The following is a 26590-nucleotide window of genomic DNA, read 5'->3' on the forward strand; positions in this document are numbered from 1 at the left end:
AGGCATCGGCCGACCGGCCGATCTGAAAGGAAACGAGAATGCGCAAGATAGCTAAGGCTGGCCTCATCTCGGGAATGGCTGCGGCCATGCTCGCATTCAGCCCGGCCGCGTTCGCCGACGACACCGCGCCGGCAAGCCTCGGGCAGGGTGACGCACCGCAGACGAAGGGCAAGAGCGGGGCCACGGCCCACGAGAAGACCCCCGTCCGGCCGGAAGTGTTCAAGCTCCCCGAAGGGAAGACCCGCAAGGCTGCCGAGGCCGACCGGCACCACAACACCACGCCGGTGATCCGGCCCGGCATCGATGACGTGGCGCGGGACGCCCCGGTCATACCCATGGCCGTCATCTCCGACAGCACGGTCACCACCACGACCACCACGACGGTCGTGCAGGAGCCGCAGGCCCCGACGAAGGTCCAGGGGGAGCCGGTGACGGTCGCCCACCACGTCATCCCCCGGCAGGTCGACCGCGGGGCGGCGGTCGAGACGATCACCACCACGACGACGACGAAGCACGTGGAGCCCACGAAGGGGAAGCCGCCGACAACTCCGGTCAAGATCAGCGTGGTTGCCAGCCACGCCAGTCACCCGGGGCAGACTCAGCCGGTCGCCACCGTGGCCGACGCTCAGCCTGTCCCCGTCAAGGTCAACGCGAACCAGCTCGCTGAAACCGGCCTCGATGTCCCCTTGACGGCCGGAGCGGCCGGCGGGTTCGCCCTGGTCGCCGGAGTCGCCTGCATGATCACCGGCGGTCGACGCCGGACGTGGGGGAACGGCAAGCTGTAGTACCCCCTGGACACGACGAAAGCCGGGCACCCTTTGCGGGGTGCCCGGCTTTTTTGTTGCCCACTTTGTGCCAACCATTGTTCAGCGGTTAGTTCATTCATTCACGGGTCAAGGCGCAAACCCTGGCCCCGAGTTGTGGGCCTCTCTACCCCTCCACGGTCCCCACCGTGGGAGTCTGAACGGTGTCCCCGTCCCGGGGCTCACCAGCGGCTACCTTGGCCGCTTCCTTCTGGGCAAGCTGGTTCTGTGCCAGCGCGGCAGCCTCCCAGGAAGAGGGCTCTTCGAGGGCCGCGCGCGTCTTCCCGTTCTCGACGCGCTGTGCGTACTCGGCTCCGCCGAGAAGGGCGATGGAGGCGGACGTGACGGCCTCCCACGGCACGTGGGGGAACTGCCCCACCAGCCACGGGGTCAGCGCCGCCAAGGCGCCGAGGATACGGACGATGTGGTTACGCATGGGCTTCCCCCTGGATGGTCTTGAGCTGGTCGGAGATGTGGGAGAGCTGCGTCTTGATCTCCTTCAGCTCCTCGTGCACCTGCCCCTGCTCCTGGTCCCGCTTCTCCTCGTACTTGTGCTTGATCGGCCGCTCGGGCTTCGAGTGGCGGCCCGGCCGCACCTTCACCGGCACGTGACCGTGCTCCTGGTGCTCGTGGTCGGCCAGGCCCGGGTTCCAGTGCGCGATCTGGCAAGGGCAGTGATCGGTCTGCCCGGCCACGTCGTGGATCGTGTCGCCCGGCTTCACCGGCACGACGACCGTGGACGGCTCCTGCTTCGGGGGGTCGACGCTCACCTGCTTCACGGGCTTCACCGAATCCGCGGGCGCCTTGACGTGGGTCACCGCGGGCACCTTCGACGGTCGGACGGTCGGGTGCTCCGGTTCGACGCTCGCGGGCTTCACGGGGGCCTTCGGCGTGGTCGAGGCCGGGGGCTTCGGAGGAGTCGACGGCTTCACGCTCGGGGCCTGCGTGGGCGGCTTCGAGGGCACGTTGATCTGCTGCCCGGGATGGATCAGGTCCGGGTTGCCGATCTGGCTGTTCACCGCCAGGAGGGCGGCCAGGGAGACGCCCAGGAGGGCCGCGATCCCGGAGAGGGTCTGGCCCGACTTCACGGTGTACTTCGAGGCCGTGCCTGCCGCGCCGGCGCCGGCCGCGGAGACGGCCCCCGCCGGCCCGTCCTTGTACTTGGGGCGGCAGTAGCCGTAGATGCGGGTCGAGGAGCGGTTGACGTACTTCACGTACACGCCGTTCCCGTTGGCGCTCCCGTCGTTGTTGGTGTTCCCGCCCACGGTCTTGATGCGCGAGGACTCGACGGCCACGACGAGTTCGACATGGGAGCCGCCGCCCGGCCCGTACATCACCAGGTCGCCCGGCTTGGGGGTCTGGTAGAGCTGGCCGCGCGACTCGAACCAGTCGGTACAGGTTGAGCACGAAGCGGTGAGCGGGATGATGTCCCGGTTGCCGGACTTGACGGCACCCCACGAGATGAAGACCTGGCACCATGCCTCGTTCTGAGCCCATTCCAGACCGGGCACCTGCGGCGCGTACTTCGTGTAGTTGTTGGCGCCCTCGCGATAACCGTTCTCGGCAACGAGGACGTTGATCATTGCTGCTGCGGTATTGGCCATAAGGCCCCCCTTTTCAGTTGGAGTTACAGACCCCGCTTCATCGCGAAAAGCTTCTGCGGGTCAAGATTTGAGAGGAGTTCCACCAACCTGGTGTTCTCCTCCTCGATGCGCTTCAGGCGCTCCTTGATCTCGGTAAGGTCGCCTTGGAGGCGGTCAGCGCGGGCCTTCTGTGCCTCCGCCTCCGCCTTCCAGACCTCCGCCGTCTTGGCCTCGCGGGAAGCCTTGATGACGACGAGGCCGCCCATGATGGTGGCGAGAATGCCGACCATGCCGAAGATGTCGAGAATCAGAGTTGTGTCACCCATAGGCGTTCTCCCTAAAAGACAGTGATGTCGGGGTAGATGAGTACCGCGGAAAGGTAGGAGAGGGCGTCCGTAGGGTTTCCGGTAACGGCCTTGACCCACGGGTCGCCGGCCGACATGCAGGAGGCCCACAGGCTGTACCCCTTCTTCAGGGGCATGAGGGAAGATGCCGTGCAGGTGTAATAGCTGCCCATGACACGCGAACCCACCTGGCACTTCATATAGTTCTCGTCACCGTTCTTTCCCCCGATTCCGTTGAAGCTCCGGCCCAGCATGAGGTAGAGGCCGCAATCGGAAGTGGCGGTCATCGAGGACGGGGTGTTGAGCGTGATAGCTGCCGTGACCCAATACAGCCCATCGGCGGGTGCGACGAATTCACTCGTCCCCTTCCGCGTGAAGGACTTGCTGTCGAAGTTCCCCCAGGAGACCGGAGCTTCACTGCCGAAGCTGGTGCCGGTTGCGGTCGAGGCCCGCATGTAGGGCGGGTTCTGAAGACGCGTCAGACTGTCCGTCATGGCGGTTAGTTCATTCTTCGAGACCTTCTGGCGGCTCGTCCAGGTCTGCTTACTGAGCGGCATCGTTGCCCCTACCCATGTAGTGAACGGTGATTGTCCAAAGACGCCCGTCGGCGGGGCCCATGGATTGCCAGGACGCGTCCTTGGAGTTGCCCCAGAAGCGAGCGTTCAGCACGTCACCGGCCTGTAGGCGGATCACGTCCTGTGAGAGGGCTCCAGAGTCCATACCGGTCCGCGGAGTTCCCGACTGGTTCAGGATGATCGGCGTGTTGCCCGAGTTCTTGTGAAGGAGTACCTGGAACGTCAACTGCTTGATCCCATTGGGAATGGTCGCGTTGGAGAGTTGCCCGTGACCTTGGAGGCTGACCAGGTAGACCCCATCCCACGGAATCTGGATACCGGTGTCGACCTTCGAACTCGGCGTCACCTTCACCGACTTGAACCACCCGTTGTGGTAAATCCCGTACCAGTCAAGGATGTTGGTTCCGTCAGCCGGGGCTCCGCCCATTGTCCAGTTCGGGCCACGGGCCTGAGCGCGGGCAGGGTCCGCCTTGCAGGCCAATGAACGAACCGTCTGGTCGTTGAGCTGATCCGCGGTGACCACCTGGCCGTCAGTCCACGTGGCCGGTGCGGCAGCCTGACCAGGCCCGGCCACATCCGACCAGCTACCGGCCGGGGCCACCATGAAGATGAACATGGACGTGTCGATCTGCCCGTCAGCGACAGCCCAAGCACCAGTCGCACCCTGGTCCAGGTAGACCTTCGCGGAGAGCCTGGTGCCCTTCCTGAAGAAGTCCGACCCCGAGGTCTGCAAGGTCTGGTACCACCCGTTCTTGACGAACTGGGAGCACTCGATCGCGATATCCTCTTCGGTCTCGCCACTGCCCGGAGCCGGAATCTTGTGCACGTACCCGTTGATGTTGTCGAGGTTCCGGGTGCCGGTCGCATAGATGGACGCCTGGAAATTGAAGTAGTAGATGCCGTCCTCGGGGATCACGAAGTCGGTGTACCCCGAGCTGTCCGTGGTGCCCTTGAAGCCGCCGCTGAGCGTGACACCGGAGGTCTTCCAGTTCATCCACGTCACGGTGCCCCGGTACATGGCCAGGCCCGTGCGAGGGCTCGTCGTGTTGCTGGTGAGACCCCGGGCAATCAGGTACGGCATGTTCGCCAAGTAGCCCTGGGGAGCGTTGATTCGGGCATTCATCAGGGCCGGGCTGGGAACGTCGCGATCTTGCCATTCGGCCGGCGTCGGGTAGGGCATGGTCACCTCACTGAAGGTAGGTAGTCGTCCCCAGCACCGAGCCGGTCTTGTCGCCCAGGACCCACACCGGCTTGCCGTCGTCGGCGCCGGGAATCTTGATGGTGATCAGGGCCGCGGAAGGGACAAGTGTGTCGAAGAGAATGTCGCCGAAGGAATCCCCGCCAGTACCGGGAGTGTCCCCGGCGTGAACCAGGATCTTGCTCTGACCGAACTGCCCGTTGAGAGCCTTCCGGAAATGGACTCCGGTCGGGAACTTGATGTCGGTCAAATTCTGGGCTTCGGTCATCACCAGGTAGAGCGTGGTATTACCGGCCGGGCTCGTCGCCGGAATCTGCCGGACGCTCGTGAACTCGGTGATCGTGTTGAAGGGGGTGATCGGGATGTCGCGGGTCTCGGCGAACCGGTAGACGTAGTTCGCCACGGTCGCCGTACCGCCGCCAGGGACGGCCCAGCGGACGGCGTTGACGCCCCCGAGGGGGCCTGGGCCGTCGTAGCGCCAGCACACCGCCGACAGCCACGTGCCCGAGCCCAGGCGCTTCGTCGCCGTGAGCTTCCCGGCTGGGGTCACCAGGGCGGGCATGGTGCCCTTCGAGGCACACACCGACACCACGAAGTCCCCGAGCCGGAGGCCGGCCGGCAGGGGGGACAGACGGTCCGTCCCGGAGTCGATCAGGCCGGAGCCGTCCACGTAGCCGGGGTAGAGCACTGGATCGGGGAAGTGGGTCATCCACTGGACGCCGTCCCAGAGCTTGATGGCGGGGTCGGGGACCCATCGCGTCCCGTCCCAGTGGTAGGTCGAGCCGTCCGCCCAGCCGTGGTCGGTCCACACCTTCGTCTTGATGGCGGTCGAGTTAGGCGCCATAGCTCACCCACACGTCCCCCACGTTGGGGGTGATTCCGGTCGTGGTCGGGTCCGCGGTGCCCGAGAAGACTCGGTTGGTGCCGATGTTCCCGGCGATGACCTGGCCCTGCACGTTCAAGTCTCCCTTGATCGTGGCCTTGCCCGACGTGTTGATGTCGCCGTTCTTGTAGATGCGGAGCGCCGGGTTACTGGCGTCGGCGCTGGACGGGTCGACGGTGAGCACCGGCTTGTCGTCGGCCAGGTTGGTCCCGTACACGACAAGGGGAGTGCTGTTGGTGAACGGGTCGAGGTACAAGGCGCCGTTCGACTTGAGCGAACTGCCCACGGCGCTAGACCGGTTGAGCCGGATCACGTCGTTGGTGCCGCTCGGGGACTCGACGTTCAGGAGCGCGTCCGTGGGCACGGTGTGCATGTCGTTGGAAGCCGTCTTCGACACGGCCTGGGAGAAGAGGTCGTGCGCGTAGGACCGGTCCCCGTGCGGGTCCAGGTTGGGCTTCAAGTGATTGGCGAACCGGGGCCCGACATCGTTGGCGAGGAGCATGACCCTGCCGTCGTTGAAGTCGAGCCACAGTTGCTCAGCCCCGTCAGGACCCTGGAACTGGGGGATCATGCCGCGGCTGTCGGAGAGGATGCCGCCGACGATCGGCTTGTTCGCCTCGTCCAGGAGGTCAGTCACCTCGTCGGGGGAGTCCTCGGAGGCGTACACGCGGCCCTTCATGTTCGGGAGCCGGCCACCCGCCGCATTCTCGGCAGCCGCATCAGTCGTCCCGCCAAAGAAGTTTCGTGCCATGAATCCTCCTACTTGAGATCCTGAGTTTCATAAACCCCGGAAAAGATGATGTACGACGAGCGGGGGAAGACGCGGGCATAGTCGTAGCCTTCGGCCAGGTACTTCGGGTTCTGATAGAGTATCCGGACGTAGTTCCCGGAAAAGCCCTTCCAGGTGTAGCCCTTCAAGTCCACAAAATTAGGCAGCTCCGCGGAGTACCCCCCGTTCACCATCAGGCCCGAGAAGGTTTGGCCGGTCTCGCCGTTGAGGGGGATTCCGTCCGGCAGGGTGAAGGCAAGGCAGTTGTCGTCGGCGTCGTTCCAGTAGTCGGTATTGGTCGGGTTCGAGATGTCGACGGAGAACCAAACCATGTTCGGAGCGATCCTGCGGTACCTGCCCTTGCACTGGAGACCCGGAGGATTGTCCTGACGGGTGTACAGGAGCTTCGGGGTATAGGTGCGGGTCAGGCCCAAGTCTCTGGTCACCACGTAGCCGTCAGCGCCGTTGTACGCCTCGTACTGGTCCTTGGGGGACACGCAGCGCATGAAGGTGCCCTCGGGCTGGAAAGGGCCCAGGTCGCGGCCGGAGGCGATCGAGGTCACGTCGGCCGGGGACGCGAAAGGCACCACACGCTGAAGAGTCGGAGCACCCTGGTTCTTCGGCACGGTGATGACGTACAGCGGCAGTTCCCAGCGGCCGGCGCGCTGACGAGAAGGCTGGGGTGCCTGCGGTGCCGAATTCGCCGCACCCTGCGAAATGGCGATCTTCGTGTACCCCTTGGAAAGGTCCGTCTGAATGACCAAAATGTCCTTGCGGTCGTTCGTCGTGTTCAGGTTCTTGTCGACCTGTACGGTGAGGGCCGCGTCGAGCTTGTAGTAGAAGCCACCCACTACGGCCTCGCCCGGCTGAATGGTAAGGGCCCCATCGGTGCCCACGCGCGTGTAGAACGGCATGGCGCTTTCCGTCATCGCGTTCTTCGTCGGCGTGTAGTTGATGCGGTCGGCAGACCACATGGTTGCCATGCTTTGCCAGTCGGCCTCGGTGACGGCCTGGCGGCCTCCGCCGTTGTTGGCGTCGGTGCCGATATTGGTGTCCTTCTCGTACGGAAAGCTGATCTCTGCCATTACATCCTCGCTTCCAGCTTGCGCAACTTCTCTCGCATCTCGGAGACCTGCTTGTACAAATTGAGCGGCTGTCCTGTTCCCTGGTCGCCGATCTTCGGAGTAACGGTGTCTGTGGTCCCGCCGTCGTCCACGGCAATGGTGACCTCGTGCACGGCATCGGTGATGGTCTGGTCGTCGGCCTGCACGGTCACCACGTCGCCCACGTAGTAGTCACGACCGAATTGGCACTGGGGAGTATTGATCGGATAGACCTGGAAATGCCCAGTCTTCTCGCCCTCTTTGAGAGCGGCCGTGGCCGCGTCTTGGACCACCTTCAGGTAGTAGTCCCGGGCCGCATCCTTCTGGGCCTGCGTGACCGTTTTCGGGTTCGCCGCATCGCCACCAGGCCACGGCTTCCCGTCCGGGCCCTGGCCGATCTCCTCGGTGCCGTCTGCCTGCTTCTTGACGACGATCACCGGCTTGCCCTGGGCGTCCGTGGTCAGTGGGATATCGCGACGGTCCACGAATACTTCCGTGATCGTGTGCCACAGCGCTTCGGCCTCGGTGTCCACCTTCTGAAAGATGTACCGCTCGGAGCCCTCGCCTTGGCAGGCCACTACGGCCCGTGTCACCGAGGGGCCGTGAAGCTGCCAGGTATATTCCCGAATGTTCCCCAACTCGGGGGAGAAGCGGATCGTCTTCCCCAAGTCCTTGCAGGTGTAGAGAGTTAGTTCAATCTTTCGGCTCTTCGGGGACCACAGGAATCGGAAGCCGTACTGCTTGTTCTCAAGCCACGACTGGAACTTCGTACCCAAGTTGTCGTAGCGCAACGAGTCGTTGATGTCCGGTCCGGTCGCCGGGTTGGCGCCGACGACGACACCCTTCAGCTTGCGGTCGGCGAGGGCACGGGCACCGAAGGCCATGTCCATCTCGACCCACATGGCCTGGCCCACGGAGTTGTAGGCGGGCCTGATCGAGGAGCCCTTCCACTGCTCGGTGATGGGACTGACCGTCATCACGTCCTTGCCGGTGCCGGTCGTCCCCGGGAACGCCAGGAAGCCGAAGGGAATCTGGTTGTCGCACGGGCCGCCGACGAACACGCTGCCGGGGCCGGTGTGCTGGTCGACGGTCCAGTACTTCTCGTACGAGTTGATGGGGCCCGAGAAGATCGGGTCCTTGATGTTGTCCTGGTAGACGACGATGCCCCGTCCGTTCTGGAGAAGCCTCTCCTGCGGGGTGCCAACCTTGATGAGCATCTGCCAGGACCCTGCCGCGTTGAAGCGGATCGTCAGGTTGAGTTGCATCCACGTGTCGACCTCACCGAGTAGCGGCATGGTGCCATCGGTTTGCGGCTTGTCCCGCACGAATACGCGGTATCCCATAGGGCCTCCTAATAGGACTCGTATCGGGGGGAGAAGGTCAGTTGAAGGTCGGCCTGGTCGGCGCCGGCGTCGATCACCACATCGAGCTTGGAAGGCCCCGAGGGAAGATCGAACAGGGCCGGACTGTCATCGAGTTGGGGCCACAGGTTCTTGCCGTCCGAGTCGGTCACGGTCTTGAAGCCGGGCCTGGTGTCGATGGTCAGCGTCTTGCCCGCGGCCACGACCGGCGTGGTCTTGTCGGCGGGGTTGATACCGAAGCTTCGGCCGTCCTGGGAGGTGATCGTGAACGAACTAACCGGGCCGGCGAGTTTCCAAATCGGCCAGGCTTCCACGTCGCCGGGATTGACCACGGTGACACCGATCGAGGAGATGATCCCCGAGTTCACGTCGAGGGGGATGAAGGGCTTCCCGGCCCCCTTCAGGAACGCCTTGCCGGCGCCGGTCTTCCACTCCGCGAAGGTGTCCGCGGTGCCGTAGAACCAGGGGTCGAAGCACGTGAGTTGGATGCCGTACCGGCACCAGGTGAACCCTGCCGAGTCAGTTCCTTCATTGCCTTCCATGCCGCCCTTGTAGTAGCCGGTCAGGTAGCGGCTCGTACCATCGCCCTCGGTGAAGACCAACCGGCACCAGCCGTTCTTCGGGTTCAAGGTCTTGGCCAGGCGCCGCTTCAGGTCGAGGATCGAGCGGCGGTCGATGCCGTACAGGTAGAGCGGAAGCAGGATTTCCCGCTGTGCGGCGCGGGTTGATCGGAACGAGCCCCCGTCGAGGTTCGGCGACACGTCGCTGTGGTTCTCCATCGGGGGCATGTCCAGTCCGGTAGCCCCGTCCTGAAGGAACATGGCGGGCCACTTTCGGCCCGCAAAGTCCGTGAGCGGGATTACCTCGCCGAGCCCATTCGAACCGGCGATGGTGACCTTCGTGTGCCCCCACACGTCGGGGGAAGGGGGATGCCCGACGATGGGAGCGTTGTCCTCCCATTCGGGCAGCCGGTATCCGGGAATCGGCATGGTGTCTCCTTCTTCCGGGCGTGACAAAGGGGCCCCAGCTCAATGCCAGGGCCCCTAAGTCGACTCCTACAGGCCGTACATGGTTTCGGTGTACTTGAGTGCGCGAATCACGGCCTGAGTCGTGTCCTCGCTCTTGGCCTCGTGGATGTGGATCTCGTACCGAGGGCCGAACATGCCCTGAGTCTCAGCGTTGTTGAACACGCGCTCACCGCCCCGGAAGTTGACCAGCTCGGGCCCACGCTCACCCACCAGGGCGAGGCCCTGGGAAGCGGAACGAGTACCTGTCCAGTAGCCCTTGGAGGGCCTATTCGGGTCGGCCTGCTGCACTCGGCTGATGTCTCCGTACCGGGCGCGAATGTAGTTGATCGCCGCAGCGATATTCGCAACCGGGTCGAAGATGTCCCACGACGTGCCGGCTTGGTGATAGGCGCTGAAGGTCGTCGGAACCACCTGCATGAGACCGCGCGAGGCGTTGCCGGCAGCCGCGTTGGAGTCCCAGTTGTTCACCGCGGACGCGTTACCGCCCGACTCCCGTCGGATGATCGTCGCGATTCCATCAGCCCAGCTCTGCCCCGAAACTCCGCTGAGACCCATGGCCTTGGCGATAGCCGTCCCGATAGCCGAGTCGACACCGCCGCCGAGGGTGCCGGTGAACTTCGGGATCGAGCCCGGCCACGCGTTCAGGATCAGATCCGAAAGCGACTCGCCGCCCGTGGGCCGGAGGGCCGCCGTAGCAGTCCTCCAATACCCTCGGGAGTGCTTCAACTGGTTGGACTCGTTACCGCCAACGGTGTCGTCGGGCCCGGTCTTGATGTTGATATGCCCGTCGCCCCGGTAGGTGAGAAGGTCACCAGGTCGAGACGAGGAAACGGGGACGTGCTGCATTGCACCGTTCCACGTGGCCACAGCGGGCCAACGATTACCGGGTGCACCGTGCGGGGAGTTCCCGTACTGGGCATTGGCCCCGGCCTTGTCCACGATGTAGCTGACGAAGTCCGCACACCAACTTTCGCCATTGCCCTGGTTGTACTTGGCACCGCCCACGCTCGGGGCGAACTTGGCGTACTCGTCCAGGGCGGCCTTCACGACCGCGCCGCCACCACCCACGTGCGAGTCGACCCACGAGGACCAGGCGGAGGCCCACGGCAGGGCCTTCGAGAAGCCCCCCGAGGCCAGCGAGCCCGCCAGGCCGTACACCTGCCGGACCGTCGACAGCATCGGGTCCACCACGGCCTTCCACCCGGCCTTCAGGGCGGACGTGTAGCCGTCGTAGTCGTCGTCCTGGTGCTTGTTCACCCAGTCCCCGCCGGCCTGCCCGGACCAGGACTGAGCACCCACCACACCACCGTTGGCGAAGACGTTCCCGCCCCGCCGTGCTGCGGCGTTCCAGGCGTGGATGGTCGAGGCCCCGAGGGCACGGACAACCTCCGGGCGGAGGACGCCTTCACCCTTCGAGAGCATCGCGGGGACCGTGTCGATCCCCGGCTGATACCCGGGCACGACGCCGCCCGTCGAGAAGCCCACCGTGGAGAGGGGAGCCCCTGTACCGGCCAGCTTCGCCATGTTCGCCATCATCGAGACGGCACCACGGTTGTACGGCCCTGAGACCGTGCTCCTGGTCGAGCTGTCCACGAAGGACATGGCCGACTGCCAGACCTGGCGGATTCGGTCTGCGGCAGCTCCGAAGAAGTCCCGCAGGCCCCCGAGGTTCGAGCGAAGCCGGTCGAAGGACGAAGTCACGTCCGTGACGGACGTGTTGACCTCCCCGCGGACGCCGGCCCACACCGAGGAATTCGCGGACTGGAAACCCTTCTCCGCCTGCGTCAGAGGGCCGGCAAGGTACTGCACCCACCTGGTCTGAGCAGGGGTGATCTCCCCATCGACGGAGGCCCTGACGGCCTCCCCGATCGCGGCCCAGTCGGACTGCGTGGTCGAGGTCAGATCGGCCAGCGCTGCCTTGATGGCGGCCACGGCCGCCTCGTACGCGTCGGCATCCGGCAGGGTCATCCCCGGAGCCTGGGCGTCGGCCTCGCCCTTGTTCAGCTTGGCCACGGTCGACAGGCCCAAGGCCCTCGCCGCCTCCGGTCGAAGCACGGCTTCACCAGGGGAGAGCATGGCGTGTACGGAGTCGACGCCGGGCCGGTAGCCGGGCACCACACCGCCGTTGGCGAAGTGGAACAAGCCCTCCGTGTTGGGCAGGTTCTCCTTCACCTGGTCCCAGACCGCCGAGCCGATCTCCTTCGCATACCCGAGCGGATCGGTGAAGATCGTCTTGAAGGTTTCGAACATGGACTTGAACTGGTCGATCAGATCCGTGATGGACTTCTTGAAGTAGGAGACAAGTCCCTTAATCGCACCAATGGGGTCCTTGATCGCTTCGACGGCACCCTTCGCCGTCGACTTCACCATTTCCCAGATGCCCTTGGCGGACTCCTTGTACGCCTGCAAGATGTTAGCCGGGCTAAACATGTCCTGCGAGAATTGGGCTCCTCGCTGGAGTATGTTTCCCTGCCCCTTCCACACGTCATCCCAGAAGAACTTTCCGGCGTTAGCAACCAGCGGGCCTGCCGCAACCGAAGCGATCTGACCGATGCCGGAAGGGATCTCCTTGAAGATGTCCGGCAGCTTGTTGAACACCCACTCCTTGGCCTGACCGATCCGGGTGTTGATACCCCGACCCATCATGTCGCCAGTAGCGGAGCCACCAAAGCGGCGCGTTCCCCCGCCGAGTGGATCTCCAATCTGATCGGAAGCCCCCATGAACCCGATGCCGGAATTGAAAGCGCGGGTCACGTCGATGAAATTCAAGGCTTCCCGAAGGTCGTCCAGAATCCGCATCGGGCCTATTCGGCCTACACCACCTGCGCTTGCGGTGCCGGAGGCGAAGCGGGATAGGCGCCCGCGGGCCGCCATCGCGTTCCAGTAGTTGATCCTGTCGGCCCCCAAGTGGTGGGCGACCTCCGGACGAAGGACAGCTTCACCCGGGCTCAGGATTGCCGGAATGTTGTCGACCCCAGGGGCATACCCCGGGAGGACGCCGCCCGTTGCGAGCTTCTTGCCCCCACGGCCCTTACCGATTCCGACCCATTCGGCGATCGAGGAGATGTGGCCCTTCAGGCCACCTGCCTTGTCGCCGGCATGAGAGAAGGCGTCCTTCAGTCGGCCTACGGCACCGGTCAGGATGTCCAGGCTGATCTTGCCGAGAGAACGGACCTTGTCGCCGACGCCCGAGGCCATGTCGCGGGCACCGGAGGCCCGCTCACGCAGACCGGCGAACTGACCTTTGATCGCCTCCAGGGAAGCAGAGCCGACTTCGCGGACCCGAGAGCCCACGTTGGCGGCTTCGTCGCGGGCGTTCGCCGCGTACGCGCGGAGCTGGTTGAAGCCTCCCGAGACCGCGTCCATGTTGAGCTGGGCGACTGCGGAGACCTTCGCCCTGACGCCCTCCGTCGCATCCCAGGCGTTGAGCGCTTCGGCCTTCAAGGTCCCCATGCCCTCGCGGACACCGGTGAGCGCCTGGGCGCCGAGATCCTTGGCCTTCGAGGCCATGTCGGCCAGCTTGGGCCCGGCCTCGCCGGCGCGATCCCGAAGCGACGACAGTCCGCCCTTCACGGCCTCAAGGGAGGTCGAGGCCGCCTCGCGCAGCCGGTCACGAACCGAGGAGACGGCGGAGGCCGCAGCGACCGCCTTGTCCCGTACCGCGTCCGTGGCCGCCGTCGCCTTGTCGGAGAGGAAGTCGCCCGTCATCGACCCGGCGACCCGGGCCCGGGTGCCCAGACTGGAGACGCCCTCACGGATCGTCGTACCCGCCCGTCGACCTGCACCAGGTCGTTCCCCCGGCAAGTCCGAGTCGGAGTCACCCTTACGGAAGAGACGTTTCGTCCCAGCCGCGAGGCCCTTGCCCGTGGCCTTCAGGACCTTGTCCAGACCAAGCTTCCCGAGCACCTTAGAGAGGGTGCCGAAGGCTGCGCTGATGCCGAGAATGTACGCCAGCGCCTTACCGCCGTCCGCCGCGTCGCCGCCGAATAGACGGGCCACGAAGGTGAACACCTTCTCAAGACCCTGGAACACCTTCTGGAAGATCGCCCAAGACGCCTTGTAAGAGCCCAGGAAAGTCTTCACGTACATCAACTTCGACGGGTCGCCAGCGGACTGAACGAACTGGTCGAGAAGCTTGATGATGATGGGTGCCTGCTTCTCCAAGATGGGCTGAACCCGGAACTGGAAGAGGTCGGCAACGTCCTTGATCAGAGCGTGAAGCTTCTTGCCGGTAGCGGTGAGTTGCGGCAATCCGTTCTTGTCGAGGATCGGTGTTCCGTCATTCCTCTGCTTCGTGAAGATGCCGCGAAGCCCAACTTCGGCCTTCTCCTTGCGGCCTTGGATGTCACCGGCGAAAGTTGCTTGCTGCAATTCCTTGGCACGACCAACGACGTTCGGGTCCTTGCCGTGCTTGATGATCTGATTGATCAGCTCCATGCCCGGAGGGGCCTTGCCGAGCTTCGTGTCCGCCAGGAGATATCCCGAGGCGTCCATCATCTTGCCGGTCTTCGGGTTCTTCTTGTCCTCGTATCCGAGCCACTTGGCAAGCTGTTCAGCCGAAACGCCGGTCGCCTTTTCGAACGGCTTGATATTCTGCTGCGTGATCTTGCCCGTGTCCATGACGTACGTGAGCTGCGTCATAGCCGTCTTCAGCTTCGTCGGATCGGTAATACCACCCTTGGCCGCAAGGTCAGTTACACCCTGAAGCAGGTCCGCTGCTGAAGTCGTAGCCTGATTCGAGTTCTTGCCGTGCGCCATGAAGACGTTCGACACCTGGGGCGCGAACTCCTGCATGTCCTTCAGTGAGAAGGTCGAGTTGATCGCAAGGTTCTGCACCTTACCCAAGAGCGTCGCGGAGTCCTTCGCAGTGACACCGATGCCGTGCAGGGCTGAAGCGGCCTGGGAGAAGCTGTCAGATGCCTTGGCGCCGAAACCGATGGCGGCTGCCGTCGCCAAGGCGAGTGGGGCGATGACATTCGAATGCAGCGACTTGCCGACACCGACGAACGCGGCAGTGCTGCTCTTGGCGGCACCAACCCACGCGGCGCGAGCCCTGGCGGCAGCCGCCTCCGCGGCCTTGGCCTGGGCTGCCGCTGCACTCTCCGCGGCCTTAGTCTTCTCCGCCTGCTCAGCCCGGTACGCCTCAAGGTCCGCCGTGTACAGGCGGATCATCTCGCGGGCCCGCTCCTTCGCGGCTGCCACGGCCTGACGCTCCTGGCGCTCCTGCTCCTGGGCCTTCTTCCGGGCCAGGGCGATGGCCTCCTGCGTGGCCATCTGGTTCGCCCGGAGCGTGTCCCTGATCGCGGCCCGGGTGACGGCCGACGTGCCCTCCTCCAGCTTCTCCCGCTGGAGGGCCAGGTCCCGGTACGTCATGAACTGCTTACCGGCCTGTTCGCCGTGGTACTTCGTCAGCGAGGCTTCGATCTCGCGGAGCTTGGCCGCCGAGTCCACGGCTTCCTTCTGTACGGCGGCCTGGGCCTTCTTCGCCTCCGCAGCCGCAGCCTGGGAAGCACCCTTCATGCCCGTGGCCATCGACCGCGAGAAGCCCTTGCCGGCCTCGTCGCCGGCCGCCTTCATCTCCGAAGTCAGAACCGACTTGATCTTCGTGAGGGCCGTCTTGTCGAGCTGCGGGTAAATATCCAGATAGCCTGCGCCGACCTTTACGGGCGCCGCATCAAGAGTTGCCATCTGACCTCCTAAAGGTCACCTATGGTCATAAACCAATCGGCCACCTCATCTCCCGAAGCGAACAGCTCCTCGGTGTGCTCCTCTTCGACCGGTTCACCCGGGCGAGGCAAAGCCATCGGAGGCGGCTCGTCGTAGTCTTCGGAATTAGCGCGGAGGAACAGGTAATTGCCCATCTCCATGGAGTCCGACAAGCGGGCCAGGAGATAGTCACCCTGCGACCAGAGAGCGGACTCGTCCACGGCCGCGAGGAATGCGGACCGCCCCATCTTCGTCCGGAGGGCCTTGATCAACACGCAAACGCGGCGGAGCGACAGTCGTCCACGCCACAAGTCCAAGAGGTCGACACCGAAGTGTGTGAGGAAATCCGCTTCCAGTTCCTCCGAGAATTCTTGGACGGCGTGGATCGTCGCGATTAGTTTCCCGCGTCACCCTGGCCGGAAGCCTCAGTCACCTTGTCGGCAAACTCGGAGAAGTCCCGGATCGTGGCACCGGACTTCTTGAACGCTTCCCACTGCTCAACACCCACCATGATCTTGATGGCCTGAATCTCGTCCTCGACCTCAAGAAGCTCAATCGGCATGTCAAGAGCACCCGGAACGGTGTACTCGACACCCCGAAACTCGAAGGTGTTCGGCTTCTCCAGGGCCTCGTTCTTGGCGGCCTTGGCAGCGGGCTTGTTCTTGGCGTGGTTGGACATGGCGACTCCAGGGGAAAGGGGAATGGGTGAGAGAGGGGTGGCGGGGATACGAGCCCTCCCCGCCACGGGGCTTACGGCTTAGGTCGTCGGGGTCGTAATGTCGACCACATCCGACTTCGGGGAGTCCTCGTAGTCGGCGGCCTTGGCGACAACCGTGAACTTGTAGTCCGTGCCGGCGGTCAAGCCAGTGAAGTCGGCCTGAACGGTGGGCTTCTGGACGGTCTTCGGCTGAACCTTCGCGTCCTTCTCGGTGACCACGTAGGACTCGGCGTGAGTCACGGAAGTCCACTTCACGGTGGCCGAGGTCTTCGTGACAGCGTCCTTGTCGGCACCGGTCGGCTTGGCCAGAACACCCTTCAGGGTGTGAGCCGCAACAGGGGCAGACTCGTCGGAGTCTGCGTAACCGGAGCCCTGAGCCTTCACCGTGAAGCTGTAGGCGGTGTCGACGGTGAGGCCGGTAACATCCGCGGAATTCGTGGTCACGTTCTTGTCCGTGGTGCCATCGGAGACGACGTAGGTGTCCGCGTTCGGGACGGCAGGCCAAGTCAGGTCGACCTCATCCGACTTGATGACGGGCGTCTTGTCGATGACCGGCTTCGCCAGCTTCGTCAGGGTCGAGGACTTCGCCGTGACGGTGAGCTTGTCGACCGCCGCAATCGGCGCGTCCGAGCCCTGAGTGACCGACACCGTGTAGGTGTCAACCGGGATAGTCGGGTCGGAGTCCACGTTGATGGTGAACTGCCCGTCCTTGTCGACCACAGAGGACGCCCGAGTGAACTTCGCGTCGTCCTTGTCGAAGGACGCCTTAACCTGCTCGCCGGTCTTGAAGCCAGCACCCGCAATGACGAAGTGCCCGCCCTGCACAATCGAAGCAGGCTGAAGCGTGACGGTCGCCGAGTTCGGGTTCGGGTTGTCCTTGATGGAGTCGTCGGTGAGGACGTAACCGAGCGAGCCCGAATTGTCGAGGGCGTCAATCGTCAGCTCGAACTTGCCGGACTCGGCGCGCTGAAGCTGAATGGCGCCACGGTCCGAAATCATGGCCCGACCCACGACACACCGGTAATGAATCTCCTTGCCGTTGGAGGTCTGCGACCAGTCCACGACAATCGCAATCTCGGTGAGATCCGGGGTCGACTTCAGGTCGAGACGCCACACGCCGTCGATGACCTGATCCTGATCGTCCTTGGCCTCAACCCACTTGGCGCCGAAGAACAGCTGAGTCGTAAGCTCGCTGGTCTCCATCAGGGTCGCCTTGATCTGGAAACTCGCCGACTTCACGTTGTAGAGAACCGGCACGGCGCTCTGCCACACGTTCACCGGGTCGGTCTGGATCGAGGGGGTGATGGTTACGCCGCCCTCGTCCACATAGCCCAGGGCCTTGAATTCGGAGTTCAGGGCGAGAGGCTGGCAGTCACGGGGGAGGGCGGAAACCGCGGAAGCATCAGCCACGTAAATCTGACCCTGGGGGGCGAAACGAATCTTCTTGGCGTTGCCGGTGTGGCCCTGCGTCGCCGAAGGAGTCGAGGGGGAAGAAGCCATAGGTGGGACCTCCAGTAAAAGGGCATGAAAAAAGGCCCCACCAGGGGGCCTAATGCGTTTGTCGCATCCTCAAATGAAGAGCAAAAAAAGGGGGCTATGCCTCCGTGATGAAGAGCGTCACTTCACCGAGATAGCTGTGTTCTCGGGACACGGGGTCGGGGTAGTAGCGGGGGCTGTACCCCTCCGCCACGTCGAGGACCAGGGCGTCACCGACCACCCGGCCGGGTAGCTGCTCAAGCAGGGCTTCCCGAACCTCATAGGCCAGGTCCGCGGCCTGGCCGCGCTCCTCGGCGTACACCTGGTAGGTCACGTCGGCACGGTCCATGCAGTCGCGGACGGCCCGGAAGCCCCCGGCGTGCTCCACGTACACGGCGGCCTCGCCGGCGCTGCGGCCGACAAGGTCACCGACCACGGGGACAGTTAGTTCGTTCAAGAAGTCGAAGGCGACTTCCACGGGGTCCAGCCTCATCGCATCCTCGCCTTCATCAGGGAGTTCTTCAGCGTGTGCCAGCCGGGGTGACGGCGGCCTGCCTTGTCCTTCCACCCGAACTCCACGAGGAGCGGGTGACGGTCGGCCTGGACGGCGGAGTGCACGACCCCGTTTTCCTCCCACGCGATCACGGAGAGGGAGAGGGCGTACATGTTCCAGGAGCCCTTCCGGTTCTTCGGGGCGTCCTCGCGCGCAATGGCCGCGATCTCGGCGGCCTTCTTGGCGCACATCTCGGCGACGACCGGCGATGAGACGGCCTTGTTGATCAGCGCGTCGTCCCACTTGATCTCGAACGAGGAGGCGGCCATCAGTGCTCCACTCGCCAGGCGCGAACCCTCACGTGCTGCTGCGACGTGTAGTTCCAGCGCATCGGAATCCCGTCGACCTCGTAGACGCGGACGGTCGAGGCCGCGGTGACCTCCTGGACCTCGATCCGGTCCGCCGAGTCCACGTCCGTGCCCGCCGGCAGGAAGACCAGAACCCGTTCCTGTGAGGTCTCACGCTCGGGGGACTGGACCTCGAAGGCCCGGTCGGGCTGCACGTTGGCGGCCAGCCAAGGACCCCTCGCCGCCGTCCCCCAGTCGCGCGATTTCGTGTACGGGCCGGACTGCACCACGGGGGCCTTGAGCACCCGAACCTTGTCCTTGGCCAGGATCACCACCAGTCACCCCGATTCCTCGGGTTGGGCGGCTGCTCCATCCCGTCGAAGCGGAGCAGGCTTACGGACGCGAACCGGCGCCGGTACCGCTTCAGGGCGGTGCGGGCGATCGGGGAAAGGGCCTGCGTCGAGGCCGACGAACCGAACGCGACCTCAACCTCCCCAACCCGCTCGCTCACGACGCCAGGAGCAACAGCGAGCCAGCGGATCACCTCCGCGCAGATCACGGCCTGGAGGCCCGGCGCGTCCTCGTCGTAGCCGCTGCCGCAGTAGTCGGCCACCAGCGCGGAGGCGTCCGTGATGAACGCCTCCACGCGGGGCTTCTCGGTGTCCTCGATCGGCCGCCCCAGCCGGACAGCTATGTCATCAACAGTGACAGCCATATCTCATCCTCAAATCAAGGGCGAATGAATGAACTAACCGACTTACGAGGTCTTCGGGTTGGTGGATGCAGCCGGGAGGTTCGGGCACACGACGAGCTGTTCGGGACGGATCAGCTTGGCGTCGTAGAACACGCGGCTCTTGATGGCGGAGGTGAACGACAGCTCCGGCTCGTACTGCTTCATCTCCGCGTACGGCACCAGGAGCGAAACCGCGTTGGTGGCGCCCATGATCATCTCAATGCCCTGGGCCTGATCGTGGGAGTCCTTGACCAGCCGCTTGTTCGGGCCGGTACCCTTCAGCGTCAGCGGCTTCTTCGGGTCCGGGTCGGACACGGCCATCTCGCCCTTGCGCACACCGTTGCCGAGGACGTTGGAGACGTACACCGGCACGCCGAGTACGGAGCCGATCTGGCCCGTGGGCATGACCGGAGTGCCACCCCAGCCGGCGGCGTTCATGAAGTTGTGGTCGTTGAGCATCGCCGCACGCATCTGCGGGCTGATCATCAGGAACCGGTCCTCGGGCGCGTGGTTCAGGTCCAGGGTCATGATCATCTCAACGACGGCCCGGTACACGCTGAAGCCCTCCGCCTGGTCCACGGTCAGCTTCTCGACCTGGCCGTGCAGCGGGGGAAGTGCGTTGATCTTCGCTTCCGTCGCAAGATCGGCGTCGGTGTGGAAGCCGTTGTAATCGCGGCCGTAGGTAGCCGCGGTGATGGTCTGTGCAACCAGACGGTCAATCGCAATCGCCGACCGGCGGGCGCGCTGCTGAATCAGGTTCTCCATCAGCGACAGGCCGTCCTTCGTCTGCCACTGGTGAACACCATCGATCTCGATGTTGAAGCTGGAGCCCTTGCCAACTCGGACATCCATGTACTCAAGCGTCGCGTGGTCCGGGCTCTCGATCTTCTCGTAAGCGTCGACACGGCCCTGATCCCGAACAGTGTCAACGAAGTGCGGGACGTGCAGCACGTCACCCTCACGCCGGAACTCGCCCTCATAGTCGCGATTCACGAAGAGGCTCGAACCGAGCACCAGATTCTCTTCGAGATTCTGAAGGTACTTTGCGGTGTACAGCTCGGGAATGAATACATCGCCGGAATGATCCTGAAAGCCGGACCCGGCAACCGAATTCATGGAACCGACAGGAGAGGAAGGTGTAACAAGTGCCATAAATACCTCACAGAGGGCATAAAAAAGGCCCCCATGAGAGGGGGCCGGTTAACGGAAGGCTCTTAGAGCGCGCCGGACTTAAGGGCGTCCAGTTGACCGGCCTTATCGGCCGCAAGGATCTGAGCGGGAGACATCGTCTTTACCTGTTCGTGCGTGAACTGGAGCACGCCGTTTCCGCCCTGGCGGCCGAGGCCGATATTCTGGGCGAACTCGGGCTTCACCGAGGGCTTCGGAAGAGACGAGATAAACGCCTCGATGCGGGCAGAATCCGGACCCCCGTCATCGCCCACAAACGAGGACAGGTTCAGGAACTCAGCACCGGGAAGGGTCACGCCGGCCGCAGAGGAAGCGGCGCGCAGTTCAGCGCTCACCAGCTTGTTGCCGACTTCGGCAAGAGCTGCATTCCGTGCCTCCACCTTGGCGGCCTCGATCGCCTTCTCCGTGTCAGTCATCTGAGACTGTCGGAAGCCGTCCAGCTCGGCGGACGCGGCCTTGTACTTGGCCTCGTTCTCGCGGCTGAAGTGCCGCCACTTGTCGATCTCCGCCTTAAGCGCGGTGATGTCCTCCTGGCCTTCGTTCACAGGGGCCTCGGAGGCGACAGTCTCGTTCTGAATCTCGTCCATGCTTCACATCCATTTCGGAAAGGGAGCCCGTTTCGGGCGGTACTACTTCGCGTTGGCCGGAGGCTTGGACTTCCGGGCCGCGTTCCCCGCATTGCCCTGCGGGGCCTTGGAGGCGGCCTTAGCCGCAGGATCGTTTCTGCCGGGCTTCTGGGCCTGGCCAGGAGCCGCAGGTGCCGTCATGAGCGCCTTCTCCTGGTTCGTCATGTACTTGTTGGCCATGTCCATTTCGGTCTTGGCCTGCTTCTCCAAAAGCCCCTGGAAGTTGGCGATCTGCGCCGACGTGTACCCGGCGTCAAGCCAGAGCTGTTGCTTGGGAACGTCGATCATCTTCAGCTTGAGCAAGGCGTCAATATGTTGGGCCTCGGTGCGGTTTTCCGGATCGCGCCACATCACTTCGGCGTCGAAGGCTTCCGCCTTCTCGGCATTCCCCTCGACCTGGAAGCAGAGCCGCATTACGCGCTCCCACGCTTCCCCGAAGTGCACCATGCGCTCACGCGTCTTCGAAATCAGGCCGGCCTCCGCAGATGTGATGGCCTCGCCGGAAGGAGCCTGACCACCGTTCAAAAGGAAGTAGTGGAACGGAATTCGGGAGACCGTGGCGAGATGCTGGACCAGCATGTTCACCAGGTCGCAGTAGTTGCTCAGGTCGGCGGCCTCGAACTGGCCGAAGCTGGCCTGTGGGTCTTCGGCCTGGAGGAGCTTGTCCACGGCCACCTTGAAGGGCTCGACCGGATTTCCCTGGTCGTCCTCCTGGATCTCCAGACCCGTCACGTAGCGCTGTGGCCAGGCCGCGTACTCGGACGCAATCAGCGCGTCGGCGACGGTCTTGTTGATGGCGTCGGCGATCGGAATCACGGTGTGCAGATCCGACAGCGGCTCACCAACGAGCCGTGCCCGGTTGTGGATCGGCACCACGGGCACGACGCCCAGTGGGTTCTCCTCGGCGCTGTCGAGCTGGTAGCCGCCCAGCTTGGGACTGCCCGTGTAGACGCCGTCCTCAAGCCACAAGGTCACCCAGCTCCGGCCCCAGTCGTCCAGGTAGAACTTGGCGGCGGCCTCGATGTCCCTGCGGCTACCAGGCTTGTACTGGACGACGACGCGTTCCGCGGACTCCACGGTGATGGTCGCCTTGCCCTTGTCGTCGGCCCAGACGATGGCGTACGACGAGCCGTTGATCATCGAGTCCAAGTGCGCGCTGTTCGCCTCGGAGTCCATGAAGTTCCGCTGCCATATCTCCTGGGCCTCGGTGTCGGCCACGGCCTCATCACCGAAACGGAAACCCTCGATGCTCAGGCGCTCGTTCACCGAGTCCACGATCAGCCCGCAGAAGTTGTCATTCCACGTCTTGAACAACTCGGCATAAGCAGACCTGTACTTGTCCTGAGCGAAAGCCATGTTCTTGTGCGAGCCGTCGTAGTAGTCGCCATACCTCTTGTACGTGAGGAGACGCGAACCGAGCTTCCCGTAAAGGAAGTCCATCCACTCGACGGGCGAGGCCGGCGGGGACCCGATGTTGTCGGTAGGTCCGGCACTCATGAGAGTGGCCTTGGAGAGTGCAGCCATATGGGCCCCTTTCAGCGGGGCCTAGAAGCCGACAACCCTCCTCCGTTTGATCTGGAGGCGTCCATCGGCAATAGCGTCCGCCCTCGCTTCAAGAGCGAGTACGGCAGCCACCGCGAGGTCAATTTTGCGTTTCGATCGTGGAGAGTCCTTCGTAATGAGTTCGCCTTGCGGCACTTCCCGCACCACGGCCTGAAGCACGTGACGGGTCAACTCGTAGTCGCCGACATGGGCGATATCCCCGACCAGCACCGCCGTCCGGAAACGCTCAACGGCCTGGCACATTCGGGTTGGCTTGTTGGTCCAGAATTCGAAGACATAGTCGTCTCCCCATTCGACAGCCCAACGGCCGATGTTCTCTTGCCACCACGGGGGGTCTGCGTACATCCACTCCACCCGGTACGTGTCGAAGGCGCGCTTCACCGCGGCCTCGACGGACAGCACATCGACTTCCCAGTCGTCCTTGGCGTTCTCAGGACGCAACCAGGCGCCGAGCGGGAACAGCCTGGCGTCACGCAGGCGAATTCCGATGAGACCTGTTCCGTCTCCTCGGACACTCCCATCGAAGCCAATGGCGATCTGGTCGCCGGCCTTGATCGGGTCAACGTCCGGGTTGGTCTCGCACTCGTCCCACTCCGCCTTGTTCATCCAACCGTCGCTGCTTTCGGCGATTTGATTGAAGAAGAAGCGACAGTACGTGCTATCCGGCGTCGTGCGGTCGTAGAGGATGGTGCGGGTCAAGCCCTCGATGTCGGCCCAGTGCGCGTCGCCGTACGCCTCGATGAGGGCCTTGCGGACTTCCGCCTCAACTCTGATGTCCTCGACGGCAATTGAGCCCTCAAGGCAGTCGTACAGCCAGTGCCCAAGCGGGATCATCTCCGACTCGAAGATGATCTGAGCCACGCTGTCCTCGTTGGGGTTGAAGGCGTTCGTGGTGGTCACCCAACGGGAGCCCATCTTCGTCGTCTTCTCCACATTGCGCTTCAACACCTGGAAGAAGTCGGGGCCGCCATTGCTGGACACCCAGTGGTGGACCTCGTCCATGACTACGAAGGTGGGCCTGTTGCCCTCGTTGGTGCGACCGCTGGTCGCCTTCGGTGAAATCGAGCCCGGCTTACCGGACTTGAATTGAACCTTGGCCTTGCTGATCTCCAGCCCGTATTCCTTCTCGGCAGGAGATTCCGAGAGCATTCCTCGAATCATGTCGAGCGTCTGTTGCGTCTGGTCGAGCGCCGTGGCGCCGAGCTGCACGACAGGCAGCGGAACGCGCTTACCGACCGGCAGGCCGGACTCATCGAAGTGCGAGAAGCGGGCCGGGCCGATGAACTCCACGATCGCCAACGTGGCGAGGAGAGGGGTCTAACTTGCCCCAGCCTTTTGCACGCCGAAGAGTGCCAGCCGAGTAACGCCACCCCCCGTCAGGGTTGATGGCGTAGAACCAGAGGACGAAACGAAGCTGTTCGCGGGTGAACTTCCAAGGCTCACCAGCGGTGTCGCCGTCCGGCTGCACGATGTACCGCGTGCACCAGCGGATGACCTCGTACCCGAGGGTTTCGTGAGGGGCTGGAACGCCGGAGGGGAGATTGCCGGTCTGTGCCACCCGGCATCACCTCTAACCCTCTGAGAGAAGCTTGTACAGCTCCTTGTCCATGGCCTCCGCGGAAAGCTCCTGTGTGCCTTCCGGGCCCTTCTTCTCGTCCTCGACAGCCTTGTCGAAGGACATGCGCAACCGAGCCCTGTCCTCCGTGGTCGCACCCCACTTGCCGACCCGCTGACGGATCTCCCCGGCGTGCTTCATCTCGCCCAAGAAGAAGGCGTCCACGAGCTTGCAGACGATCTCCAACTCAGCCCAGTCGGTTTCCATCCAGTCGTGCGTCTGGGGAGCCGTGGCCCACGTCTTCCAGAAGCGCTTCGCACCGCCAGTGGTGATGCCCAGGGCCTTCGGGAGTTCGCGGCCGGCGCCGGCCGCGCCGGAGAGCTGCTTCGAGCCCAGGGCGTGATCCTTGTTGCGCCGGACAGCACCCGGCTTCGGGGCCGGGCCTCGACGTGCGGGCATCAGATCACCCCCCGCAGCGCGGCCGGGTTGACCCCGTACAGGTCGGCCAGGTCATCCAGCTCCAGCACGGCCGACTTGTGCCAGCCGCGCTTCAGGGCGGCCTTCGAGGGCCGCTGTTCCTTGAGCCGGGCCTGCTCCTGGTCGTAGTCGTCAGCCCAGGTGTCCCAGGCGTCCGCGGGTGTCATCGCATCATCACTCCATGAATGAACTAACTGGGCCGTCGGTCTTCGTGATAGGTCTTCAGCGCGTGGCACTTCCCGCAGAGCACCCACAGGTTCTCCAGCCCCCAAGAGCCGCCCTTGGAGACGGGCTTGATGTGGTCGACCTGGAGGTTTTCCCGGATGCCGCAGCGCTGGCATGTGAACCGGTCCCGGGCCAGAACCCGGCCTCTGAGCGAGGACCAGTTCGACGGGCGGGACTTGTTGCGGGCGGACAGCTTCCAGCCCCCCTTGGGGGCGTGCTGCTCGCACCGCTCGGAACGAACGGACACCGAGGTACACCCTGCGATCCGGCATATCTGTTTGGCTCGGGGCATTGGTCCTCCTCGGTGTTCGTGGTGTGGTCCCCGGAATCGAACCGAGTTCAGGGCCCGGGAAGAGCCCCTACGTCCAACGTCAACCACCAGCGGGTAGCGACCCCGCCTTGACCTGCCTCCGGGGATCAGCCGTGACAGGGCGAATGGGATGGCCCGTTATCGGGCCGCAGTTGCGTCAGCGCACTGCTTGAAGAACCGGAAGATGTCGCCAGCGATCTTCCGGGCGGTGACTCGGGTGTCCGTGCCGGTTCCAGCGGGAGTTCCGGAAATCACCAGCTCCGTCGCAAGGGTCCCGGAGCCTTCGGTGTACGACACCGAGTACTTGGCCCCCGGGCGGGCGTCAGCGTCGACCTTCGCGGTAGCCGTGTACGTCGGGGAGGTCAGGGTGACGGTGGGGAATACGCCACTGTTTACCGTGACCGGGCCAGTGGCGCCGTGCGCGGTGAGGGTCACGTCCTGACCCGGAGATACCGGGTTAGGGCTGATGTCGAGGCGGAACGTAGGTGCTTCGGCCAAGGCGGCCTCCTAAGTGCTAGCAGGTCTGATGGCCCCGGCTGGTTTCTGATCTGGCAGCCGGGGCCAACTTCCCTTCTGGAACTCGAACTGGATTTGATCAACAGGAGTTCTAGACAGAAGGAAACTCAAAAGGAAGTCAGGAGAAGCTAGCCAGAAGAGCTTCTAGGTAGAAGCTTCTAGCTAGTAGTTTCTTTTTTCTCCTGCTTCTTCTACTATAAATGACGGTGTCCTGGGTCTGGCGAGTGGACACTCAAGTTAGGTGATCTGCATCACAGGGGTAGGGCTTAGGTTGAGGCACGCCGTCACCTTTGGATGTGCTAACAACCCCTTCACAAGATCAAGTGCTACCGTGGGACACGTCACCCCACCAGCACCACACAGGAAGGTCCGCCATGGAGAAGCGCCTGCCCGACTTCAACCATCTCGTCCGTCTCGCCGAGCAAGGTCTCTCGTACGAGGTCATCGGCGACCGATTCGGGGTCACCGCCACGGCCGTGAACATGGCCCTGACGGCAGGCGGCTACTACCGGCGGGCCGGGTCGCGCAAGGCCATCGAGGAGTACATCCCGTGGACCGTGAAGCGCGTGGTGGGCGCTGAGAGCCATCACCGCTCGTACCTGGCCCAGTCCTTGATGGGCTTCCTGCACGTGTCCATGGGGGACGAGAAGGCCACGAAGGCCCACTTCGACCGGCACCGGCGCCTGGCGGCCCGCCTGCGGCGTGAGGGTCTGGTCCTGGACTACGACACGGAGGCCGGCTTCGTCCTGGTGGCCAGGGAGCCCCGTGACGGGAACCTGGTGCTGCGCTGGCCCGAGGACGTTGACGGACCGTCCGACGAGGTTCGCGCGGTGCTGGAGCTGCCGGAGGAGTAGAACTTGATCAGTGCGGGACTTTGGTCCCGGTCAGAAAGGCCCTTGGGTGATCCAGGGGCCTTCTCCTTTATGTCAGGCTTACGTCTGTCCGGAGGGGGCAAGGCCCATACGTGACGAGCAGCACACTTAGAATGAGATAAACGCGGTCGAGTGTCC

The 26590-nt window shown here is 63.9% G+C and carries 28 protein-coding genes; 2 read left to right on the forward strand and 26 right to left on the reverse strand.

Features of this window, described 5'->3' with window-relative positions:
* Positions 1 to 38: 38 nt before the first annotated feature.
* Positions 39 to 785 (forward strand): hypothetical protein, encoded by a 747-nt coding sequence (locus tag ACN20G_RS23380; protein WP_424214770.1) that lies wholly within the window; start codon positions 39 to 41, stop codon positions 783 to 785.
* A gap of 145 nt (positions 786 to 930) precedes the next feature.
* Here the strand turns inward: ACN20G_RS23380 and ACN20G_RS23385 are convergent, their stop codons facing one another.
* The 26 genes from ACN20G_RS23385 to ACN20G_RS23510 form a co-directional block, all read right to left on the reverse strand.
* The gene (locus ACN20G_RS23385; RefSeq protein WP_424214771.1) at positions 931 to 1239 is read right to left on the reverse strand and encodes a hypothetical protein; all 309 of its coding nucleotides are present in this window, start codon (positions 1237 to 1239) and stop codon (positions 931 to 933) included.
* A complete protein-coding gene (locus ACN20G_RS23390) occupies positions 1232 to 2407 on the reverse strand; it encodes a LysM peptidoglycan-binding domain-containing protein (RefSeq protein WP_424214772.1) in 1176 nt (391 codons plus the stop codon). Before ACN20G_RS23390 ends, ACN20G_RS23385 begins: the two co-directional genes overlap by 8 nt.
* A 23-nt stretch (positions 2408 to 2430) precedes the next feature.
* Entirely contained in the window at positions 2431 to 2712 is a 282-nt protein-coding gene (locus tag ACN20G_RS23395; protein ID WP_424214773.1) for a hypothetical protein, read from the reverse strand.
* Between the two features lie 11 nt (positions 2713 to 2723).
* Positions 2724 to 3287, reverse strand: a complete 564-nt coding sequence (locus ACN20G_RS23400; protein ID WP_424214774.1) for a hypothetical protein — start codon at positions 3285 to 3287, stop codon at positions 2724 to 2726.
* On the reverse strand, positions 3274 to 4491 hold the full coding sequence (locus tag ACN20G_RS23405; protein WP_424214775.1) for a hypothetical protein: 1218 nt from the start codon (positions 4489 to 4491) through the stop codon (positions 3274 to 3276). Before ACN20G_RS23405 ends, ACN20G_RS23400 begins: the two co-directional genes overlap by 14 nt.
* A gap of 1 nt (position 4492) precedes the next feature.
* Positions 4493 to 5347, reverse strand: a complete 855-nt coding sequence (locus ACN20G_RS23410) for a hypothetical protein (protein WP_424214776.1) — start codon at positions 5345 to 5347, stop codon at positions 4493 to 4495.
* A complete protein-coding gene (locus tag ACN20G_RS23415; protein WP_424214777.1) occupies positions 5337 to 6065 on the reverse strand; it encodes a hypothetical protein in 729 nt (242 codons plus the stop codon). The genes ACN20G_RS23410 and ACN20G_RS23415 overlap by 11 nt, the downstream gene beginning before the upstream one ends.
* 80 nt (positions 6066 to 6145) lie before the next feature.
* A complete protein-coding gene (locus ACN20G_RS23420; protein WP_424214778.1) occupies positions 6146 to 7240 on the reverse strand; it encodes a hypothetical protein in 1095 nt (364 codons plus the stop codon).
* Entirely contained in the window at positions 7240 to 8601 is a 1362-nt protein-coding gene (locus ACN20G_RS23425) for a siphovirus ReqiPepy6 Gp37-like family protein (protein WP_424214779.1), read from the reverse strand. The genes ACN20G_RS23420 and ACN20G_RS23425 overlap by 1 nt, the downstream gene beginning before the upstream one ends.
* A gap of 8 nt (positions 8602 to 8609) precedes the next feature.
* Positions 8610 to 9608 carry a phage tail domain-containing protein gene (locus ACN20G_RS23430; protein WP_424214780.1) on the reverse strand — a complete coding sequence of 333 codons (999 nt, stop codon included), beginning with the start codon at positions 9606 to 9608 and terminating at the stop codon, positions 8610 to 8612.
* A 66-nt stretch (positions 9609 to 9674) separates the two neighbouring features.
* Positions 9675 to 15335: a transglycosylase SLT domain-containing protein gene (locus tag ACN20G_RS23435; protein WP_424214781.1), complete on the reverse strand. Its 5661-nt coding sequence runs from the start codon at positions 15333 to 15335 to the stop codon at positions 9675 to 9677.
* An 8-nt stretch (positions 15336 to 15343) separates the two neighbouring features.
* Positions 15344 to 15574 (reverse strand): hypothetical protein, encoded by a 231-nt coding sequence (locus ACN20G_RS23440; RefSeq protein WP_424214782.1) that lies wholly within the window; start codon positions 15572 to 15574, stop codon positions 15344 to 15346.
* A gap of 173 nt (positions 15575 to 15747) precedes the next feature.
* On the reverse strand, positions 15748 to 16032 hold the full coding sequence (locus ACN20G_RS23445) for a hypothetical protein (RefSeq protein WP_424214783.1): 285 nt from the start codon (positions 16030 to 16032) through the stop codon (positions 15748 to 15750).
* Positions 16033 to 16110: 78 nt separating this feature from the next.
* Positions 16111 to 17571, reverse strand: a complete 1461-nt coding sequence (locus ACN20G_RS23450; protein WP_424214784.1) for a fibronectin type III domain-containing protein — start codon at positions 17569 to 17571, stop codon at positions 16111 to 16113.
* 94 nt (positions 17572 to 17665) lie between these two features.
* The gene (locus ACN20G_RS23455; protein ID WP_424214785.1) at positions 17666 to 18040 is read right to left on the reverse strand and encodes a hypothetical protein; all 375 of its coding nucleotides are present in this window, start codon (positions 18038 to 18040) and stop codon (positions 17666 to 17668) included.
* Positions 18037 to 18369, reverse strand: a complete 333-nt coding sequence (locus ACN20G_RS23460) for a hypothetical protein (RefSeq protein WP_424214786.1) — start codon at positions 18367 to 18369, stop codon at positions 18037 to 18039. Before ACN20G_RS23460 ends, ACN20G_RS23455 begins: the two co-directional genes overlap by 4 nt.
* Positions 18369 to 18722: a hypothetical protein gene (locus ACN20G_RS23465; protein WP_424214787.1), complete on the reverse strand. Its 354-nt coding sequence runs from the start codon at positions 18720 to 18722 to the stop codon at positions 18369 to 18371. The genes ACN20G_RS23460 and ACN20G_RS23465 overlap by 1 nt, the downstream gene beginning before the upstream one ends.
* Complete coding sequence (locus tag ACN20G_RS23470; RefSeq protein ID WP_424214788.1) at positions 18716 to 19102, reverse strand: hypothetical protein; 387 nt, start codon at positions 19100 to 19102, stop codon at positions 18716 to 18718. Before ACN20G_RS23470 ends, ACN20G_RS23465 begins: the two co-directional genes overlap by 7 nt.
* Before the next feature lie 42 nt (positions 19103 to 19144).
* Positions 19145 to 20236 (reverse strand): hypothetical protein, encoded by a 1092-nt coding sequence (locus tag ACN20G_RS23475; protein ID WP_424214789.1) that lies wholly within the window; start codon positions 20234 to 20236, stop codon positions 19145 to 19147.
* Between the two features lie 98 nt (positions 20237 to 20334).
* Positions 20335 to 20895 carry a hypothetical protein gene (locus tag ACN20G_RS23480; protein WP_424214790.1) on the reverse strand — a complete coding sequence of 187 codons (561 nt, stop codon included), beginning with the start codon at positions 20893 to 20895 and terminating at the stop codon, positions 20335 to 20337.
* 42 nt (positions 20896 to 20937) lie between these two features.
* A complete protein-coding gene (locus tag ACN20G_RS23485; protein ID WP_424214791.1) occupies positions 20938 to 22458 on the reverse strand; it encodes a phage portal protein in 1521 nt (506 codons plus the stop codon).
* A gap of 21 nt (positions 22459 to 22479) precedes the next feature.
* Positions 22480 to 23787, reverse strand: a complete 1308-nt coding sequence (locus ACN20G_RS23490) for a hypothetical protein (RefSeq protein WP_424214792.1) — start codon at positions 23785 to 23787, stop codon at positions 22480 to 22482.
* A 280-nt stretch (positions 23788 to 24067) separates the two neighbouring features.
* On the reverse strand, positions 24068 to 24511 hold the full coding sequence (locus ACN20G_RS23495) for a hypothetical protein (RefSeq protein ID WP_424214793.1): 444 nt from the start codon (positions 24509 to 24511) through the stop codon (positions 24068 to 24070).
* Positions 24511 to 24696 (reverse strand): hypothetical protein, encoded by a 186-nt coding sequence (locus tag ACN20G_RS23500; protein ID WP_424214794.1) that lies wholly within the window; start codon positions 24694 to 24696, stop codon positions 24511 to 24513. Before ACN20G_RS23500 ends, ACN20G_RS23495 begins: the two co-directional genes overlap by 1 nt.
* Positions 24697 to 24719: 23 nt before the next feature.
* Positions 24720 to 25001, reverse strand: coding sequence for an HNH endonuclease (locus ACN20G_RS23505; protein WP_424214795.1), 282 nt, complete (start codon positions 24999 to 25001; stop codon positions 24720 to 24722).
* A 201-nt stretch (positions 25002 to 25202) separates the two neighbouring features.
* On the reverse strand, positions 25203 to 25562 hold the full coding sequence (locus tag ACN20G_RS23510; protein WP_424214796.1) for a hypothetical protein: 360 nt from the start codon (positions 25560 to 25562) through the stop codon (positions 25203 to 25205).
* A gap of 392 nt (positions 25563 to 25954) precedes the next feature.
* On the opposite strand from ACN20G_RS23510, the gene ACN20G_RS23515 reads away from it, so the two are divergent.
* A complete protein-coding gene (locus ACN20G_RS23515; protein ID WP_424214797.1) occupies positions 25955 to 26434 on the forward strand; it encodes a hypothetical protein in 480 nt (159 codons plus the stop codon).
* Positions 26435 to 26590: the final 156 nt, after the last annotated feature.

Origin of the sequence: Streptomyces dryopteridis (assembly GCF_049606955.1) — a bacterium.
Taxonomy (GTDB): Bacteria; Actinomycetota; Actinomycetes; order Streptomycetales; family Streptomycetaceae; genus Streptomyces.

Coding starts and splice junctions, on each gene's coding strand:
- ACN20G_RS23380 (WP_424214770.1), top strand. CDS start 39: ATGCGCAAGATAGCTAAGGCTGGCCTCATCTCGGGAATGGCTGCGGCC.
- ACN20G_RS23385 (WP_424214771.1), bottom strand. CDS start 1,239: ATGCGTAACCACATCGTCCGTATCCTCGGCGCCTTGGCGGCGCTGACC.
- ACN20G_RS23390 (WP_424214772.1), bottom strand. CDS start 2,407: ATGGCCAATACCGCAGCAGCAATGATCAACGTCCTCGTTGCCGAGAAC.
- ACN20G_RS23395 (WP_424214773.1), bottom strand. CDS start 2,712: ATGGGTGACACAACTCTGATTCTCGACATCTTCGGCATGGTCGGCATT.
- ACN20G_RS23400 (WP_424214774.1), bottom strand. CDS start 3,287: ATGCCGCTCAGTAAGCAGACCTGGACGAGCCGCCAGAAGGTCTCGAAG.
- ACN20G_RS23410 (WP_424214776.1), bottom strand. CDS start 5,347: ATGGCGCCTAACTCGACCGCCATCAAGACGAAGGTGTGGACCGACCAC.
- ACN20G_RS23415 (WP_424214777.1), bottom strand. CDS start 6,065: ATGAAGGGCCGCGTGTACGCCTCCGAGGACTCCCCCGACGAGGTGACT.
- ACN20G_RS23420 (WP_424214778.1), bottom strand. CDS start 7,240: ATGGCAGAGATCAGCTTTCCGTACGAGAAGGACACCAATATCGGCACC.
- ACN20G_RS23425 (WP_424214779.1), bottom strand. CDS start 8,601: ATGGGATACCGCGTATTCGTGCGGGACAAGCCGCAAACCGATGGCACC.
- ACN20G_RS23430 (WP_424214780.1), bottom strand. CDS start 9,608: ATGCCGATTCCCGGATACCGGCTGCCCGAATGGGAGGACAACGCTCCC.
- ACN20G_RS23435 (WP_424214781.1), bottom strand. CDS start 15,335: ATGGCAACTCTTGATGCGGCGCCCGTAAAGGTCGGCGCAGGCTATCTG.
- ACN20G_RS23445 (WP_424214783.1), bottom strand. CDS start 16,032: ATGTCCAACCACGCCAAGAACAAGCCCGCTGCCAAGGCCGCCAAGAAC.
- ACN20G_RS23450 (WP_424214784.1), bottom strand. CDS start 17,571: ATGGCTTCTTCCCCCTCGACTCCTTCGGCGACGCAGGGCCACACCGGC.
- ACN20G_RS23455 (WP_424214785.1), bottom strand. CDS start 18,040: ATGAGGCTGGACCCCGTGGAAGTCGCCTTCGACTTCTTGAACGAACTA.
- ACN20G_RS23460 (WP_424214786.1), bottom strand. CDS start 18,369: ATGGCCGCCTCCTCGTTCGAGATCAAGTGGGACGACGCGCTGATCAAC.
- ACN20G_RS23470 (WP_424214788.1), bottom strand. CDS start 19,102: ATGGCTGTCACTGTTGATGACATAGCTGTCCGGCTGGGGCGGCCGATC.
- ACN20G_RS23475 (WP_424214789.1), bottom strand. CDS start 20,236: ATGAATTCGGTTGCCGGGTCCGGCTTTCAGGATCATTCCGGCGATGTA.
- ACN20G_RS23480 (WP_424214790.1), bottom strand. CDS start 20,895: ATGGACGAGATTCAGAACGAGACTGTCGCCTCCGAGGCCCCTGTGAAC.
- ACN20G_RS23485 (WP_424214791.1), bottom strand. CDS start 22,458: ATGGCTGCACTCTCCAAGGCCACTCTCATGAGTGCCGGACCTACCGAC.
- ACN20G_RS23495 (WP_424214793.1), bottom strand. CDS start 24,511: ATGCCCGCACGTCGAGGCCCGGCCCCGAAGCCGGGTGCTGTCCGGCGC.
- ACN20G_RS23500 (WP_424214794.1), bottom strand. CDS start 24,696: ATGACACCCGCGGACGCCTGGGACACCTGGGCTGACGACTACGACCAG.
- ACN20G_RS23515 (WP_424214797.1), top strand. CDS start 25,955: ATGGAGAAGCGCCTGCCCGACTTCAACCATCTCGTCCGTCTCGCCGAG.